This is a genomic window from Mycobacterium gastri, assembly GCF_002102175.1.
GTDB lineage: Bacteria > Actinomycetota > Actinomycetes > Mycobacteriales > Mycobacteriaceae > Mycobacterium > Mycobacterium gastri.
Window position 1 is genome coordinate 13,635 of the sequence record NZ_LQOX01000099.1, and the last position, 15,619, is coordinate 29,253.

Sequence of the window (15,619 nt, forward strand, 5' to 3'; positions counted from 1 at the left end):
GTTATGGCCCCCAAATCATGAGGTCTTCCATCCCGTTGTTCATCGTCACCGTGGTAGGCGAAGGGCCGGTAACGTCGAAGTGGATCTTTCCGGTTGATTGCGCGCCCTCGGGAATAGTGGCTCCGCTGATGTTGGACGGCGACGCGACAAACCACAGCACGCGGTAAGCGGCTTGGTCGGGGGCGACGGAGTTGAACTGCGAAATGGCGGGGGTGACGCTGCCCCGAATGGCCTTGACGGTCGCTGTCGCCTCCCAAAGCTTTCCGGCCACCTGGTAGCCCGGTGTCTCATCGCTGCTGGGCTGCAGGTTGCTGACCTTCCAGCTCAAGACAACCTGGCCGACGGTGTCGGTCATCGTTAGTTCGCTGCCAAGTTTGCCGACCACAGTATGGTCGGCCGACGCAATTGGTGCGTTGGTGAGCCCGGCAGTTGCGACGACCAGGGTTGCGACTGCCGCCTGTATCAACGTGGTGATTTTCATGGTGCTCTCCTCGGTGGTTGGAGCGACAACGATCTATATATAGATCACCCTTTTCGCATATGACCACTGTTTTCAAGAATTGTTATGCGCCGCCACCAGCACTCCGGCTCGGCGTGCGATTCGATGCCGACAGAAATGGTTGCTTTGACCATGCCGGTTGCTCGTTCGTGATGGATAGCGGCTATCCCAATGTGACCGGCGGAATACTTGACGATGTCGCCGGGCCGGCTACCGCAGGCCCGAATTCGAAAGTTATTGCGCGCGAGCGCGCAACCCGCCCTCGTCGACGATCTCGATGACCGCATATCCGACCCGGATCAGCTGATCGCGTTCAAAGTCCTTGATCAACTTGTTAATTGACGGACGTTGGACACCGAGCATGGCTGCGATGGTGCGTTGCGCCAGTTCGACATGGTTCTCGATGGCCTCGTCGAGCAGCAGTTGGGCCAGTTGAGCCGACAGCGGCCGGCCAAGCAGTCCGATCAACCGCGACTGACTGGCCGACACTCGTTGCGCCACGCTCGAAAGCCAACGCCGCGAAATCGCCGGGTGGGTTGCGAGCAGCCGATCGAATGCCTGCCGATCCAGAAACAGGCAGCTCGAATCGGTCAGCGCCCTTGCGGTGTAGGGCGGCGGCATGTCGAGCAGCAGCGGGATGTCGCCGTCGACATCGCCCGGGCGAAGCACATCGACCACCACGCGCCGCCGCCCGGAGCCGACCGCGAGTTCGATCCGTCCCTGCCGCACAATGCACACCCCGCTGGCGACGCGGTCGGCCAGGAAGACGACCGTTCCCGGGGCAAAGTCTCTGGATTGCAGGCTTTCCGCGAGCGCTGATACATCGTTGGGGTGCAGTGGCGCCGATGCTCCGCGACCCACGCACCGCGCCACCCAGGCTGCGTGTCGGACCTGCGCCTCCGAGACCTGCTGGCCGCCGCCCAGCGATTGCACGAGATGCCGGAGCGGACTTTCCGGGTGGTCTGACATCGCGCCTCCTTCATGCACCGCCGATCATGTCACGAGCGGGGGCCGATATCCGGTTGCGTTCGATGCCCGCTCAGCGATACCCCAGCCTGAGGAGAACTCGAGCATTGAAGGCGCCCTCGTCGGTTGTCGGCAGCCTGAAGTCGAGACCGTCGGCCACCCGATTGATCGTGTTGAACAACGCGCAGACCTCGATCGCGTCGCGGACCGCTTCCGGGCTGACGCCGGTGTCGAGGACCGCGCGCACATCGGGCGGTCCGATTTCATCGGGTGTGCGGGTCAACTTTTCCAACAGGCCCAGGGTCGCCCGCACCCGGTCATCGACCGCTGCGGTACGCCAATCGCTCACTGCCGCAACGGTGATCGCGGGGTCGAGGACAGCCGAAGCGACCGCTACGTGGGTGGTGGCGCAGAATTGGCACCGGTTTTGCTCCGAGACAAAGGCGGCGAAGAGTTCGCGCTCACCGACCGTCCACGGCGAGGGTCCGCGCATCACCGCCTGAACCAGTGCGAAGAACGGCTTGCCGAAGAACCGCGGACGGTAGTGCCGCATCTTGATGATGTCGGGTATGTCGCGGCGGGTCGCGGCCCGCAACGCCGCGAACAATAGGCGAGTGCCGAATCGGCCACGTGCGACGCTGTGCAGCCTCACCGCAACGCCTCGTTGAGGGCGCCCATACCCGCGCGCCGGCGGCTGTCACCCGCGCCGAGCGCGGCGGCGATAGTCACTTCGAATATCTGGTCCTCGGAGTAGCCGGCTCGGCGCAGCCGCTCGATGTCGCTGTCCTGCACGCGGTAGGCATGCCGGCGCAGCTTGTCCAGATATGCCTGCAACGGCTCGGGCAGGTCATCGCCGTGGTAGGCGGCGCGTCGCAGGGCGGGATCGGTATCGGCCGGGGCATCGAGAACAGCGTGGCGAAGTCTGTCCCGCAAGCGTGGGTATCGGTCCAGTATCGACACCGCGCACCCCCTTGTTGGTGGGCCGGTACGGCAGGGTGTGTCTGACCTTAGCCGGGGATCAGCTACAGCGCGCACGCCGGCAACCGGCCGGCCTGTCACCATGGAGTACGTGACCACCGCGATTGTGGTGACGGTGCTGGTACTGGTGGCTATCGGCATCGTGATCAACGAACTTCTTCGGCTACGCACGTGGTTGAAGAATTCGCCAACCCCGCCCTCCGAGAGGGACGACACGGAGCCCCCCGACGGGCTCGCGTGATTTCTCGTCGAGATTGCCGCCACGGTTGCGGACCGGTCAATCTCGATGCAACCGGCTACGCCCGCAGGGCGGCGACCGTATCGGCCAAGGTGCTCAGCGGATCCCGATAGGTGATGCCGAGTTCATGCTCGGACGGTGAGTCGTCGGACTCCGGCATCTGGGTGTAGTACTGCATCCCGGCGGCGGTGAACGGATTGTCAAACGGCAGGTACGGACCGGCCAAGTCCAGCAGCGTCCCCGCGACGCGCAGCACGGTGTCGGGGACCGGGACGCTCACCATCGGTGTCTTGGCTACCTGGCCGAGCATTGTGGCCAACTCCGCCACCGGAATCCGGTGCCCGCCCACCATGTAGCGACGGGGCCCATGCCCAGGCTCCAGCAGCGCGGCATGCACGACGGCCACGTCGCGGACGTCGATCACCAACCACGCCGCCCGGCGCCCGGGGATCGTGTGCATCTGCAGCGCCGCCTTGACCCCCTCACCGGCCTCACCGAATTGATCCCCGACGGGCGGCCCGAGAACCATGCCGGGATAGGTGATGTTCACCGGCGCGCCCGCGTCCTGTAGGCCGCGCGCATAGATTTCGACCTGAGCCTTCGACGTTCCGTAGCCATCCGTTCCGCCGACAACCGGCAGATCCGCCGTCAAGGTCTCCAAATCGGGATGAAAGAGCGCCGTGAAACTGGATACGTGCACGATGGGATCCAGCCCCAGTTGGACGGCCTGCCCGAGGACATTGCGGGCGCCCTCCATGTTGGTGCTCAGCATCTGTTGTGTCTGGCGCTGGTCGGTGGCAACCAGTGCGGCACTGTGCACGACGGCGTCACATCCGGTCAACGCCTCGCGGACCGCATCGCGGTCCTTGATGTCTGCGGGAACGAAGTCCGATGTGTCGACCCCCAGTTTGGCGACGGTTCTCTCCAGCTTTGCCGGATTTCGGACCAGGAAGCGCACCGAATGGCCGGCATCGGCAATCGCCTTGGCGGTCCAGCCGCCGACGAACCCCGTACCTCCGGTTACCAGAACATGCATGCTGCGATTGTGCACGGTGGGCGGACCGGCGCGCGGCCGGGGCGGGACTTGCGTCTGGCGTCGACTGTGCATCCCGTGACGCAACACGCCGACGAAGCGTCGAATGATTCACGCTCGGTGGGGGCGGATTCTTCAGATCCTAGAGGTGACGCGCCGCGAAATCCGCGCCCTGGCTTGTCATGCCGTTCATCGCATACGAGACGTGGGCGACGGGATCGTTGCCGGTACCGCAAACGCCGTCGCCGTTGGCGCACAACTCGATCGTCTTGGGCTGATAGAGCGGCCCGATGGTGATCGGCGGCGCGCCGTACCGGTTCAGGAATTGACCCGACGGCGTTCCGAAAAGGGTAACCGCGGCAACGTGATTGGCGATCTCTGCCGGCATCGGCGCCGGCACCGCGGCCGCCGGAACACCGGGCGGCACGGCAGCGGAGGTGACGTAACCGGCCACCGCCGCCCCCTGGGAGTAGCCGCCGAGTATCTGCCGAGTCGCGGGGCAGCTGGCCGCCATGGATCCGATATGCGAGCTGGCGTCGCGAACCCCGTCGATAACCGTGGGCGGGAAATCGCTGCTGGAAAAGTCGCTGCTGGCCGGATAGTTGATCGCATAGACCCCGAGTGACCTGGAACCGATCTGCGAGCGCAGCGCCTCCACGAACGAGGCTCCGATATTGCCAATTCCCGGCGGTTCGCCGGTGCCGCGGGCGAACAACACCTCGATGTCGGGGCATGGCTCGGCGGACGCCGATGGGACCTGGACGGCAGGTGCCGCGGTCAACGCGGCAAACGTGCCCACCGCGACCGCGGCGCCGGTTGTCAACCGGCGTGCCCAGGAGAACTTTGTCGTCGACCAGCGCTGGCCCATCGTGGTCATCCCTTACTTCCGGACGGCGTCCTAGACCTTCTCACCGGCATCTTTCAGGCTCGCCTTCGCCTGGTCGGCCCGGCCTCGGCTCGTGGTCTCCCGATTTCCGGTGGCCCTGCCGATCGCTTCCTTGGCCCGCCCGCCCAGGTCCTCGATTTTGTTCTTCAGCTTGTCCTTGTTGTTCTTGGCACTCATTGTCCCTGGATACCCGGCATCGGGCGAGGGTGAAACCTCGGCCATGGTTGGAAGGGTGCCGCCGGGTGGGCGGCGTGGACACACATCAGCGGAAGAAACCCGACTGCCCGGACCCGAGGTTGAAGCCGCCCGAGCTGTTCCCACCGGTGTTATGCAGGCCCGAGTTGCTGCCGGTGGCACCGGAATTGAAAAAGCCCGAGTTCAATCCGCCGCTGCCCGAATTGAAGAAGCCGGTCACACCGAAGCCTGCGCCCGAGTTGAAGAAGCCGGTAGCGCGGCCGCCACCGCCCTGGTTCCAGAAGCCGGAGTCCAAGCCGAGACCGCTGATATTGCCTATGCCCGAGCTGTTTTCGCCGCCGTTGAACAATCCTGAGCTACCGGACCCCGGGTTGCCGAAGCCCGAGTTGGGCCCGGGCTGGTCGGCTGAACTACCCAACCCGGTGTTCAGCTCGCCCGCATTGAACAGGCCGGTGTTGATACCGCCCGAGTTCGCCAGGCCGGTGTTCAACGGGCCCGAATTGAAGTAGCCGGTATTGATGAAACCCGAGTTGAAGCCGCCGGTGTTGTGGTTGCCGGAGTTGAAGCTGCCGACGTTGAACGAGCCTCCGTTCGCGAAACCGGTGTTGTGGTAGCCGCCGTTTCCGAAGCCGGTGTTGACGCCGCCGAAAGCGCCGGAGCCCGAGTTCCCGACGCCGGTGTTGGTGTCGCCGGAGTTCCAGATGCCCGTGTCGACCTGGCCCGAGTTCGCGATGCCGAAGCTGTTGAGCCCGGAATTGGCGATGCCCACGTTGCCGCTGCCGGAGTTGAAGAAGCCGATGTTGCCGGTGCCCGAATTGCCGAAGCCGATGTTGCCGCTTCCCGAATTCAGCCAGCCGGCGAGATTGATGCCTCGCTGATTGTCGCCGGTGAGCCCAATGCCGATGTTTGCGTTGCCGGTGTTGCCGAAGCCGATGTTGTTGTTGCCGCTGTTGCCCAGTCCCCAGTTGCGATCGCCGACATTGCCGTACCCCACGTTGACGTTGCCGTTGTTGCCGGATCCGACGTTCTGGTTGCCGCTGTTGCCGTTGCCGAAGTTTCCGCTGCCCAGGTTCCCACTACCGACGTTTCCATTGCCCGCCGAACTCCCCGGGCCCGAGTTGCCGAAGCCCACGTTATTGCTGCCGTTGTTCCCACTACCGACGTTGAAGTTGGCCTGCACCGCGTCCAAGAAGTTCCCGTTGCCGCTGCCGAGGTTGAAGTCGCCGAAGTTTCCGCTGCCCAGGTTGGTGTTGCCGAAGTTTCCGCTGCCCATGTTGGTGTTGCCGATATTGCCGCTGCCCAGGTTGGCGTTGCCGGTGTTGCCGCCGCCGAGGTTGAGCGAGCCGATGTTGCCGAGACCGAGGTTGATCGGTGGCAACTGCGCGGCCACGGCCGACGCCAGCGCGTGATAGCCGGACATTGCGGCCGCGTCCTGAGCCCACATCTGCTCATAGCAGGCTTCGACGGCCGCGATCGCCGGGGCGTTCTGCCCGAACAGGTTCGACCACACCAGCGACACCAGCTGACCGCGATTGGCCGCGACCATCATCGGATGCACGGTTGCTGCCCGAGCGGCCTCGTAGCCGGCGGCCGCCACCCGGGCCTGGCCCGCCGCTTGGGCAGCCGCGGCCGCGGCCGTGGCGAGCCAGGCTGCGTACGGGGTCGCCGCCGCGGCCATTGCGGCGGCCGCCGGGCCCTGCCAGGATTGACCGGCCAACGCCGTGGTCACCGATCCGAATGAGCTTGCGGCGGCCTCTAATTGGGTGCTCAGCCGATCCCAGGCCGCCGCTGCGGTCAGCATCGGAGCAGTCCCCGCGCCGGCGAAGATCCGCGCCGAGTTCAGCTCCGGGGGCAACACCGCGAAGTTCATCAGCGGAAGAAGCCGGATACTCCGGGGTCGGTGTTGAAGCCGCCCGAGCTGGTACCGCCGGTGTTGTTCAGGCCCGAGTTCCCGCCCACGCTGCCGGAGTTGAAGAAGCCCGCGTTGAATCCGCCGCTGCCGGAGTTGAACAAACCCGAGTTCACCCCGGCCGAGCCGGAGTTGAACAATCCCGTGTTGCCGTAACCCGAGTTCAACAGGCCGGTATTCCGATCGCCCCAATTGAAGAAGCCCGTGTTGAAGGTGACGGGCGAATTCCCGATGCCGGAGCTGTCCGCGCCGGTGTTGAAGAAGCCCGAGTTGCCGATGCCGGTGTTGCCGAAACCCGAGTTCAGCACCGGCTGATTCACCGCGCTGCCCACACCGGTGTTGTAGCTGCCCGAGTTGAACAGGCCGGTGTTTTGACCCCCGGAGTTGGCGTAGCCCGTGTTGACGTTGCCGGAGTTGAAGTTTCCGGTGTTGAGAAAACCGGAATTAAAGCTGCCCGTGCTGTGATTGCCGCCGTTGCAGCAGCCCGCGTTGAAGTCGCCGGCATTGGCAAATCCCGTGTTGTGTTCCCCGGTATTGCCAAAGCCTGTGTTGGACCCGGCAAGTGGGCCGGCGCCGGAGTTGCCGATGCCGGTGTTGCGGAAGCCGGAGTTGCCGATGCCGGTGTCGAGATTCCCCGAGTTGCCGAGACCGGTGCTGGTTTCACCGGAGTTGCCGATGCCGAAATTGCCGCTGCCGGAGTTGAAGAAGCCGATGTTGTTGCTGCCGGAGTTGCCGAACCCGATGTTTCCGGTCCCGGAGTTCAGCCCACCGATCCCCATTTGGTTGTCGCCGCTGAGGCCGATGCCGATGTTGCCATTCCCGGTATTGCCGAAGCCGATGTTGCCGAGGCCGAGGTTGCCCAGTCCCCAGTTGCGGTCGCCGGTGTTGCCGTAGCCCACGTTGACGCTGCCGTTGTTCCCCGAGCCCACGTTGTCGCTGCCGGTGTTCCCATTGCCGACGTTGTGGTTGCCGAGGTTGCCGTTACCGATATTTCCGTTGCCGGCAGTGCTGGACGGACCGGCGTTTCCGAAGCCGACGTTGAAAGCGCCGAGGTTTCCACCGCCCACATTGAACGTGGATTTGACTCCGAGAAGCACGCTTCCGTTTCCGCTGCCCAGGTTGGTGTCGCCGTAGTTGCCGCTACCGAGGTTGCTGCTGCCGGTGTTGCCGCTGCCCAGGTTCGTATCCCCGTGGTTGCCACTGCCCAGGTTCGCGTTGCCGATGTTGCCGCTGCCGAGGTTGAGATTGCCGATGTTGCCGATGCCGAAGTTGATCTGCGGCAGCGCCTGCTGCGCCAATTGCGTGGCCGCCGCCGAAGCCCGCGCGTGATAACCGGACATGGCCGCCACATCCTGGGCCCACATCTGCTCGTAGCCGGCTTCGGCGGCCGCGATCGCCAGGGCGTTCTGGCCGAACAGGTTGGACAGCACCAGTGCCATCAGGCGATTGCGGTTGGCCGCGACCAGCACCGGGTGCACGGTGGCGGCGCACGCGGCTTCGTAGCCGGCGACCGCTGCCCGGGCCTGCCCGGCCGTTTCGGCGGCCATGGTCGCGGCCATGGTGAGCCAGCTTTCGTACGGGGCAGCCGCGGCGGCCATCGCCGCTGCCGCGTGGCCCTGCCATGATTGACCGGCCACATTGGCGGTGACCGAGGCGAACGAGCCTGCCGCCGTGGCCAATTCGTCGGCAAGCCGGTCCCAGGCCGCCGCCGCGGCCAGCGTCGGTCCCGAGCCTGCGCCGGCGAAGATCCGTGCCGAATTGACTTCCGGTGGCAGCACCGAAAAGTTCATCGCCGCGACCCCTTTCCACCCAGAACTCTACGATCGTGGGCGGCGCGGGGGTGCCGGTTCGTGCTACTTGCTATTTGCGCCGCGGCACCGTCCCGCGGGCAGTGTCAGGGGAAGGTCGTTGTAAGTCGCGATGCCGGGAACCGCCGCGACGACGGCCGGGATCGCGTTGACCACCGGCATCGCCGTCATGATGTGGCCGAGCACCATGAAGTCGGCGATCGTCTCGGCCTGGAAGTACGGCGGCGGCAAGAAGCCGATCCGGGTGGTGACCGTCGGTTGCCCGTCGACTTGGATGACCCAGCCGTCCTGGTCGATCTTCCAGTCCGGTTCGAGGGTCTGTCCCTTGCGCCAGCGGACATTGAGCTCGACGACGGTTGTGCCGTCGAGCACGCCCTGCCAGCTTGCGTGCACACCCGCGACGCATCCCGCGGGTATGGTCCACGATCCGAGGTCGAGGTCCGCCGTGGTCTGCGCATACTCGGCCACGCAGCGCACGGCGTCGAGTTCGACCTCCAGCGCGTCGGCTACCAACCGGACCGCTTCGCCGAAAACGGCTGTCCCGTGCGCGGTCATCGCCTGCAGGTCCGGGTGGTCGATCGGCTGGCCGAAGCCGACCGGCTTTTCCGTCGCCGGGGAGTCGTAGAACGTGGTGTCGGCGGCCTCGTTGACGGTGACCTTGTCGATCCGGTCGCAGACCATCGCGGACACGATGGCCAATAGCTCGGCGAAGCCGGGGCTGACGCCGGAGCCGAAGATCGTCGAGCCGCCTCGCCGGCACGCGTCCAGGATCCGGTCGCGGTCGGCGCCCAGGTTGTGCCCGGTGATGAAGGCCGCGGTGGTCACCACGTTGACGCCGGCCGACAGGATGCGGACCAGTTCGTCGACGTTCTTCCACATCGGGTTGTAGACCACGCAGTCCGGCTCGAGGTCCAACAGCGCGTCGACATCGTTGGTGGCGGCCACGCCCAGCGGTGCGATGCCGCACAATTCGCCGGCATCGCGGCCGACCTTTTCCGGCGACCAGGCATAACACCCCACCAGTTCGAGGGCTGGGTTGGCGGCGATCGCCTGCAGTGCGCTCTTGCCGACGTTTCCGGTGGTCCATTGCACGACCCGATAGGTTTTTGGCACTCGCTCAGCATAGGGAGCGCGGCGATCAGGTCAATAAGCCGACTCGCCGGCCAGGATTTCGGCGAGGAAGGCGTCGGCCGGCGGTCGGTCCACCCGCGCCCGCACCCAGCGGCGGACCCGATCGCGAGTGTGCCGCGATTCTTCGACGTCGGCGCCGATCACCACCGAGGTCGTGCGCCAATCATGGTTCCAGGCAGCCGATTCCGTCAGCGCGCGCTGCTGCGCGTCAACCAGGGAGACAGTGGCCCGGCCGCCGGCGTCCAGGGCTCCGGCGCCGCTGACCTCCCCGGAGTGCACCCGTACCGGGATGTCGGTGGGCGGATCCGGCCCGACGACGGCTGCGCGTATCACCGCGGCAACGCCCGGGCCCGCCGCCTCGACGCTCCAGTCGACGGTGTCCTCGGCCGCATCGAAGATTCCGGGCGGCACCGCACCCCAGTTGATCGACGCCACGCCCCGGCCGATCGTCGCCGCACCCGGCGGAGCCGCATCGGCGCCGGCGGCCAGTGCGTAGTCGTCCCGGCGACCGCTAGGCAACGTCGCGACAACCGCCGAATCATCAACTGCCGCGGACAGTTCCGACCAGTCGATGCCATCAAGGCCCGCCTCGTCGGCGAGCCGGGCGCCGGCACGCACCAGCTCGAGGACACGTCGATCGTCGGTCCGCAGGTGGGAAAGCAGCGCGGCGGCATGCGGTGTCAGCAGTCCGGCCACATCCGAATCCAGGGTGTCATCGGTGAAAAAGCCCTGCGCGCCGGCCGTCAGCAACGCCACCTCGGTGTCGAGCAGGGCCCGGTCGAGTCCGGCGATACCGTCGCGCTGACTGGCGGGCCACCACCGCCGCAGCCAGTGGCCGAGCGCCAGCCTGCGCAGCGGGGCCGTCGACCCCGGCGCCACGTCGACACCGGTGAGCTCGAGGTCACCGGCCGAGTGCGCGGCCACTGCCGATACCAGCGCCACATGGCCGGTCTCGCCGACCACCCGCCACAGCCAGTCGGCGCGCGACACGTCGGTGAAGGCGATGTGGATCGCGGCGTCGGGCGGGTCGTCGATGGTCCACGACAACACCGCGCCACTGACTTCCAGCAGCGCGGTCAGCGGTGCCGCCGGCCGGGCAGGGCCCGTCGTCCACAAGCCGGATTCGGCGACCAATCTCATCCCGCCACCTGCAATTCCAGCATCGACTTGATCCGCTGCCGGTGGTCGAGGCTGACCGACCGCGCGACGCCCTCCAGCAGGGATCGCACGTCGTCGACGTCCTCGCACGGCTCCTGCCAGACGTCACGTCCGTGCAGCCGGGCCCACAGCCGGCTCAGGTACGGCTGCGGGTAGGCGGCAAGGTCGTCCACCACCTGCCGTTGCCGCGGGTGGATCGGTCCGCCTTCGGCGAGGTAGCGCCGGGCGTGCAGGACATACGCCTCCTTACGCAGCCTGGACTGGATCTGCGCGGCCAGCGGGTACCGGTTGGTCATCGTCCGGTCCAGGGGCGCGAGCTCGACCGCGACCTCGATGCCGGCCACCAGCGTCGCCTGCTTGTCCTCGGCCAGCAGACCCCACGGGGCACAGGCTCGGTCCACCTCCTCGGCGCACAACAGCGGCACATCGGGTAGCGCGTCGCGATCCAGGGCACGCCGTAGCGTGGCCCGCACCCGATCCACCACCGTCCGGTCCAGCGGGCGGTCGCTGTCGGAGCCGCCGACGACCTGTGGGCGCTGTTGCGGCGCAACGGAACTCAGTCCCAGCGTTACGATCGACCACGGCAGCTGGGCATCGTCGACGCGGGCCAGCGCGCCCAGGTTGTACGGGGTGGCATCGGCGATCAGGGCCCACCAGACGCGCTGGCGGGCGGCGGCTGCGCTATGACCGGTGGCGGCACCCAGCACGGTGCCCAACCCGGCCAGAAACGGCTCGACCACGGTGTCCAGAGCCGTTTCCGGGGCGCGTATGTCCCGCCAGCTGCGGTCGAGTTGCGTAGTCAAGGTGGTGACCACCGTGGGGTTCGACACGTATTCGTTGAGCACTTCGATGGCGGTGCGGTCGCGGCCCTGATGCACCTCGTGCAGCACCGCGGCCGGCGTCTCCCGATCGTCGGCTGCGGGTGGGCCTTTCGTCACCGCCAGCTCGAAACAGACCGGGAAGTAAAGCTCCTGGGCGTTTCCGCTGCGAATCCGCAGCCGGCGCCGTTCTCGTTTGAGCACCTCGAACCATGCAGCCGCGTAACGCAATTCGGGGCCACTGCCGATGATCAGGTCGCTCATTGCCGCAGCCGTGTCAGGCTCGACGACCGGGGCCGAATACTGGGGATTGGACCGCAACCGCAGCACCAGCGGATCGATGATGCGTTTGACGGTCCGGCTCAACGGGCCGCCGTCGTCGTTGCTGAGCACCTCGACACCGGGACCGATTGCGCGCCATGCCCGGTCGATCACCGCCCGGCGGGGGTGACCCACCGCTACGGCCGTGGCCACCCGAGCCACCCGCGGATCCGCGCTCATCTCGACAGGATAGGGGTATCGGCGACGATAGTGATAACCCGAAAGTTGGGTTCGGTAGCCGGTCGCACACCGGAGCCTGGTGGCATGAACACATCGAAGCTGCCGGCCGTCGTCGCCGAGATCAGCGCGCGGTCGGCGCCGGGGAACGCCAGATCTGGATCGAGGTGGCCAGCGTGCACTGCGACACCTTCATCGGCCGATTGGTGCGCGACGACGACGATTCCGACGAATCGCCGTTGCGCCCCGGCCTGGTCGTCTTGGTGGCATTCGATCCCGCAGACCGGGAAGCGCTTTCGCTGCCCGACGACGTGTTGGCCGTCCGTGCGCGCGGTCTGAGCTTTGCGTGAGCGTCAGCGCGCGCCGTCGACCGCGAAAGTGACCAGGGCTGCCCAATACAGCGGGCTGGCGGTAACGTCTCCGTCCCGCCAGCGTCGCATCTGGTCGCGCTGCCAGCGATTGACGGCGCATCCGGCGTCGACGGTCTCGTGGGCCCGGTCCACGGCGGCGACCACGTCGGCCATCGGATCGACCAGATCGTCACCGGCGGTTGCGAATTGGCGATAGGCGGCCGTGGTGGGCAGCGACCACAGGGTGGCCGTCACCAGCTGCGCCCCACCGAGAATCATCGCCGCCACCAGGCCGGTAGCCTCGTCGAACCGGTAGTCACCGCCCGACGCGCAGGCCAGCAGTGCCACCCGCGGCGGTATCGGCAACCGCAGGGCCATCAGATCCGACGCGGTCAGTGGCCGGTGCTCGCCGACCGCGTCGGCATCGCCGGCGATCTCCGCCCGACAGGCCAGGTGCAGCGCGGCCCGGTCGGCCCGGCCGAGATCACTGTCGGCCGCACTCGCGTGCCCGACATACACGAGTCGGCTCGGGTTTCGCGCCAGCAAGCCGGCGAGCCACCAGCGGTCGGCATCGCCGCGGCGAAACAATTCGACCGCCGCCTCGACGGCCGGCAACACCGCGCGGCGTTGCATCAGCTCGGCAAAGTGCCGTGCCAGCGCGGTGTGCTCCGACGGGCGGCCGAGCACCGATCCCAGCGCGGAGTCGGGCCGCTGCCCGGGTACGCGGGGATCCAGCACCAGCACCGGCGGACCGTCATGCCGGGCGTCCCAGCCGGCCGGTGCCCGCGGGGCATTGACGATGTTCTGCGGTACCGCCAGCAGCACGTCGACCAGCTCCATCAGCCGGTAGCCGTCGGTGTGCGCGGTGATATCGGCCAGCTGCCACGGGATGCGGGCGGCCGCCCGGCCGCTGGCGGTGATGGCCTCCTGGCGGGCCCGCACCAGCTCTTCCTTGCTCGGCCCGGATTTCGGCACCGCCAGCAGGCCCCAGGGCACACGTGCCAGACGGGCGCTGGGGGCGACGAACAGCACCGGGCGCGGCGACGACACACACTCCGTCAGCAGCTGCCAACCCGGTGCGCCGATCAGCAGCACACCGAGGATGTAGGCGAGCGTCAGCTCGGCATCCGGCGTCGCGAACGGACCTGTGGCCAGTGCCCGTTCGATGGCATCGCGCCGGCTCTCGGAGCCGTGCGGCTCGGGCAGCGCGTCGGAGAGTTCGTCCAGGGCCGCTAGCAGAATCGGCTCTTCCACCACCCAGGCAACGGTTTTCGACGGCTGACCGACGATCCGCAAGCTGGCGTAGGTGGCGATCCCGACGTCGGCGTATCGCAGGACCAGAGTCAGCCGGTCCGAGTCGCTCATGGCCAGGTCGACCAGGCGGGTTCGGCGGCGGTGACAGCGCGACCGTAACGCCGAAACGCCAGTGCGCGATAGTGACTCATGATCGGCTCGGCATTCGGCTCCATCCGCAGCGGCGGCAACGGCCCAAGCCGGGTCAGCGAGTTACCGGTTTGCGCCGGTGGACCCGCTGCCGCGAGGGCCGGCTCCGGCTCGGCGTCGGCCAATGCCGTTGCGCTGGTGGTCGACGCCCACTCACCCACTGCCGGCCGCTGCGGTTCCGCGTTGAAAGTACCTCTGGCGCTGTGATATTCGACCAGCTCACTGACCAGACCGGTGTTCTCCCATTCCCAGGCGACAGCGAAGGCACCGGCCAGCATTGGTGCCGACACATGGGCCGCCCACCGTGCTCTCGCGTCCGCGTCGGCGATCGAATAACGCACCGAGTCGACGGCCAGCGCCGCGGGCACCTTGAGCTCGGCGGCCTGCTCGAGCTTTTTGAGCGCGCGCCGGTATTGCGGGGTGCCGACTTCGCCGCGCAGGATGCCGAGCCCGTCGGCTTGCCGTGCCTCGGTCTCCTGCAACGTCTCCTCCGGGTCGCCGGAGCTGTCAAAACCCAAGTCGGCCAGCGCGTCTGCCCGCCACACGGTGCCCAGGTGGCTGTCGAGCTGAGCGTACTGCAGCCAACTGCTGCGCGGTGAGGAGTCGAGCAACTCGCGCGCCTGCGCGATCATCTCGACTGCTTCGGCGAAACGGCTGCAGAAGATCGGGATCCAGCTGCGTTGCAGCAGAATCCGGTGCAGATGCAGCGGCTTACCCAGTTCGCGCCAGTGCCGTTCGGCGTGTTCCCAGCATTCATCGGCGGCTTCCAGTGCGCCGCTTGCCAGCCGGGTAAGTCCCAGGTACAGCCAGCACCGGGCGACGTCGTGCGCCCGGGCGTACCGGGCGATGACCGGATGAGCCTGCGACACCAACTGCTCGGTCATCACATGGTCGCCCACCAGCCAGCGGGCCACCGCACGCTCCAATTGCGTTCTGGCCGAAGCTAATTCCCAGCCGTTGGCGGTGGCGCGGGCTTCGGCTCGCCGCAGCCAGGGCTCGGCTTCCGGCAGTCGCCCGGTCTCGACGCAGAATCTGCCGTATCCGGTGGCCGCGCAAACCCAGAGATAGTCGTCATAGGCGTCGGCGGCAGGCCGGTTCACGGCGTCGAGTATCTGCTCCCATAAGTGCAGCGATCGGGGATGAAGGTCGTCGTCGCAGAGTGCAACGGCGCACCGGAGGCGGGCGTGGGTGAGCAGCGAGGCGCCCTCGCCGGCAAGATCGGGAAAGGCGTCGTCGGAGTCGGTGACCAACGCCGCCAACTCCGCCAGCGCCGTCCGGGCGCCGTCGTGATCGCCACGTGCCGCTGCCAGGCCGGTATGCAGCGACTGAGCGCGCCGCGAATAGCGGCAGACCATCCGCACGATGTCCGCGTCGGACATCCGCACCTGACCGGCTGCCTCGGGCATCGTGCCGGCCCGAATCCCGGAGTAGCTCGCCACACAGTCGCGGATCCGCCGAATGCATTCGTCCACACCGTCATTGGCGCCGCGGGCCAGGTAGATCTCACCGAGCTGCGCGAAAACCTCCAGCATGAGGTCGTCTCGATCGGCCTGCTCGATACGCGGCATCAGGGACAGCAGCAGCTGGCGCGCACCCTCCTCGTCGGCGGCGAACGCCAGGCGCCGGGCGCCTTCGAGCTCGTCGGAGATCGACACGGCTGCATCATAAGTCCGGCCGGCGGACATGGAGGCATGTCCGCCGGCCGGGAT

General features: G+C 67.1%; 17 protein-coding genes. 2 read left to right on the forward strand and 15 right to left on the reverse strand.

Translation table 11 applies throughout. The features are described 5' to 3' along the window. Position 1: 1 nt before the first annotated feature. The 4 genes from AWC07_RS10470 to AWC07_RS10485 all read right to left on the reverse strand — a co-directional run bounded on the left by AWC07_RS10470 (position 2) and on the right by AWC07_RS10485 (position 2,425). The gene (locus AWC07_RS10470) at positions 2–481 is read right to left on the reverse strand and encodes an MPT63 family protein (protein WP_036410432.1); all 480 of its coding nucleotides are present in this window, start codon (positions 479–481) and stop codon (positions 2–4) included. Between the two features lie 252 nt (positions 482–733). Continuing rightward, positions 734–1,468, reverse strand: a complete 735-nt coding sequence (locus AWC07_RS10475; RefSeq protein ID WP_085105062.1) for a Crp/Fnr family transcriptional regulator — start codon at positions 1,466–1,468, stop codon at positions 734–736. Between the two features lie 70 nt (positions 1,469–1,538). Then, positions 1,539–2,117, reverse strand: a complete 579-nt coding sequence (locus AWC07_RS10480; RefSeq protein WP_036416854.1) for a carboxymuconolactone decarboxylase family protein — start codon at positions 2,115–2,117, stop codon at positions 1,539–1,541. Then, positions 2,114–2,425 (reverse strand): carboxymuconolactone decarboxylase family protein, encoded by a 312-nt coding sequence (locus AWC07_RS10485; RefSeq protein ID WP_036416856.1) that lies wholly within the window; start codon positions 2,423–2,425, stop codon positions 2,114–2,116. Before AWC07_RS10485 ends, AWC07_RS10480 begins: the two co-directional genes overlap by 4 nt. Positions 2,426–2,534: 109 nt before the next feature. On the opposite strand from AWC07_RS10485, the gene AWC07_RS27545 reads away from it, so the two are divergent. After that, a complete protein-coding gene (locus AWC07_RS27545) occupies positions 2,535–2,684 on the forward strand; it encodes a hypothetical protein (protein WP_167380054.1) in 150 nt (49 codons plus the stop codon). A 55-nt stretch (positions 2,685–2,739) separates the two neighbouring features. Here AWC07_RS27545 and AWC07_RS10490 read toward each other — a convergent pair whose 3' ends face one another. The 9 genes from AWC07_RS10490 to AWC07_RS27550 all read right to left on the reverse strand — a co-directional run bounded on the left by AWC07_RS10490 (position 2,740) and on the right by AWC07_RS27550 (position 12,299). After that, a complete protein-coding gene (locus AWC07_RS10490) occupies positions 2,740–3,717 on the reverse strand; it encodes an SDR family NAD(P)-dependent oxidoreductase (protein WP_036416914.1) in 978 nt (325 codons plus the stop codon). 139 nt (positions 3,718–3,856) lie between these two features. Further along, a complete protein-coding gene (locus AWC07_RS10495; protein ID WP_425271241.1) occupies positions 3,857–4,591 on the reverse strand; it encodes a cutinase family protein in 735 nt (244 codons plus the stop codon). Positions 4,592–4,612: 21 nt separating this feature from the next. Continuing rightward, entirely contained in the window at positions 4,613–4,777 is a 165-nt protein-coding gene (locus tag AWC07_RS10500) for a CsbD family protein (RefSeq protein ID WP_036416859.1), read from the reverse strand. An 85-nt stretch (positions 4,778–4,862) separates the two neighbouring features. Further along, a complete protein-coding gene (locus tag AWC07_RS10505; protein ID WP_036416863.1) occupies positions 4,863–6,665 on the reverse strand; it encodes a PPE family protein in 1,803 nt (600 codons plus the stop codon). After that, positions 6,665–8,494, reverse strand: coding sequence for a PPE family protein (locus AWC07_RS10510; RefSeq protein WP_036416865.1), 1,830 nt, complete (start codon positions 8,492–8,494; stop codon positions 6,665–6,667). The genes AWC07_RS10505 and AWC07_RS10510 overlap by 1 nt, the downstream gene beginning before the upstream one ends. Positions 8,495–8,557: 63 nt before the next feature. Continuing rightward, positions 8,558–9,625 carry an NAD(P)H-dependent amine dehydrogenase family protein gene (locus AWC07_RS10515; protein ID WP_036416868.1) on the reverse strand — a complete coding sequence of 356 codons (1,068 nt, stop codon included), beginning with the start codon at positions 9,623–9,625 and terminating at the stop codon, positions 8,558–8,560. A gap of 30 nt (positions 9,626–9,655) precedes the next feature. Next, the gene (locus tag AWC07_RS10520; protein WP_036416870.1) at positions 9,656–10,783 is read right to left on the reverse strand and encodes a hypothetical protein; all 1,128 of its coding nucleotides are present in this window, start codon (positions 10,781–10,783) and stop codon (positions 9,656–9,658) included. Then, on the reverse strand, positions 10,780–12,120 hold the full coding sequence (locus tag AWC07_RS10525; protein WP_036416872.1) for a hypothetical protein: 1,341 nt from the start codon (positions 12,118–12,120) through the stop codon (positions 10,780–10,782). Before AWC07_RS10525 ends, AWC07_RS10520 begins: the two co-directional genes overlap by 4 nt. Beyond that, a complete protein-coding gene (locus AWC07_RS27550; protein ID WP_036416874.1) occupies positions 12,117–12,299 on the reverse strand; it encodes a hypothetical protein in 183 nt (60 codons plus the stop codon). The genes AWC07_RS10525 and AWC07_RS27550 overlap by 4 nt, the downstream gene beginning before the upstream one ends. Between AWC07_RS27550 and AWC07_RS10535 the strand changes: the two genes are divergently transcribed. Further along, the gene (locus tag AWC07_RS10535; protein WP_244187555.1) at positions 12,294–12,467 is read left to right on the forward strand and encodes a hypothetical protein; all 174 of its coding nucleotides are present in this window, start codon (positions 12,294–12,296) and stop codon (positions 12,465–12,467) included. The genes AWC07_RS27550 and AWC07_RS10535 overlap by 6 nt on opposite strands. A gap of 3 nt (positions 12,468–12,470) precedes the next feature. Here AWC07_RS10535 and AWC07_RS10540 read toward each other — a convergent pair whose 3' ends face one another. Both AWC07_RS10540 and AWC07_RS10545 read right to left on the reverse strand, forming a co-directional pair. After that, positions 12,471–13,832, reverse strand: coding sequence for a CHAT domain-containing protein (locus AWC07_RS10540; protein ID WP_036416879.1), 1,362 nt, complete (start codon positions 13,830–13,832; stop codon positions 12,471–12,473). Continuing rightward, positions 13,829–15,565 (reverse strand): tetratricopeptide repeat protein, encoded by a 1,737-nt coding sequence (locus AWC07_RS10545; RefSeq protein ID WP_036416920.1) that lies wholly within the window; start codon positions 15,563–15,565, stop codon positions 13,829–13,831. Before AWC07_RS10545 ends, AWC07_RS10540 begins: the two co-directional genes overlap by 4 nt. Between the last annotated feature and the right edge of the window lie 54 nt (positions 15,566–15,619).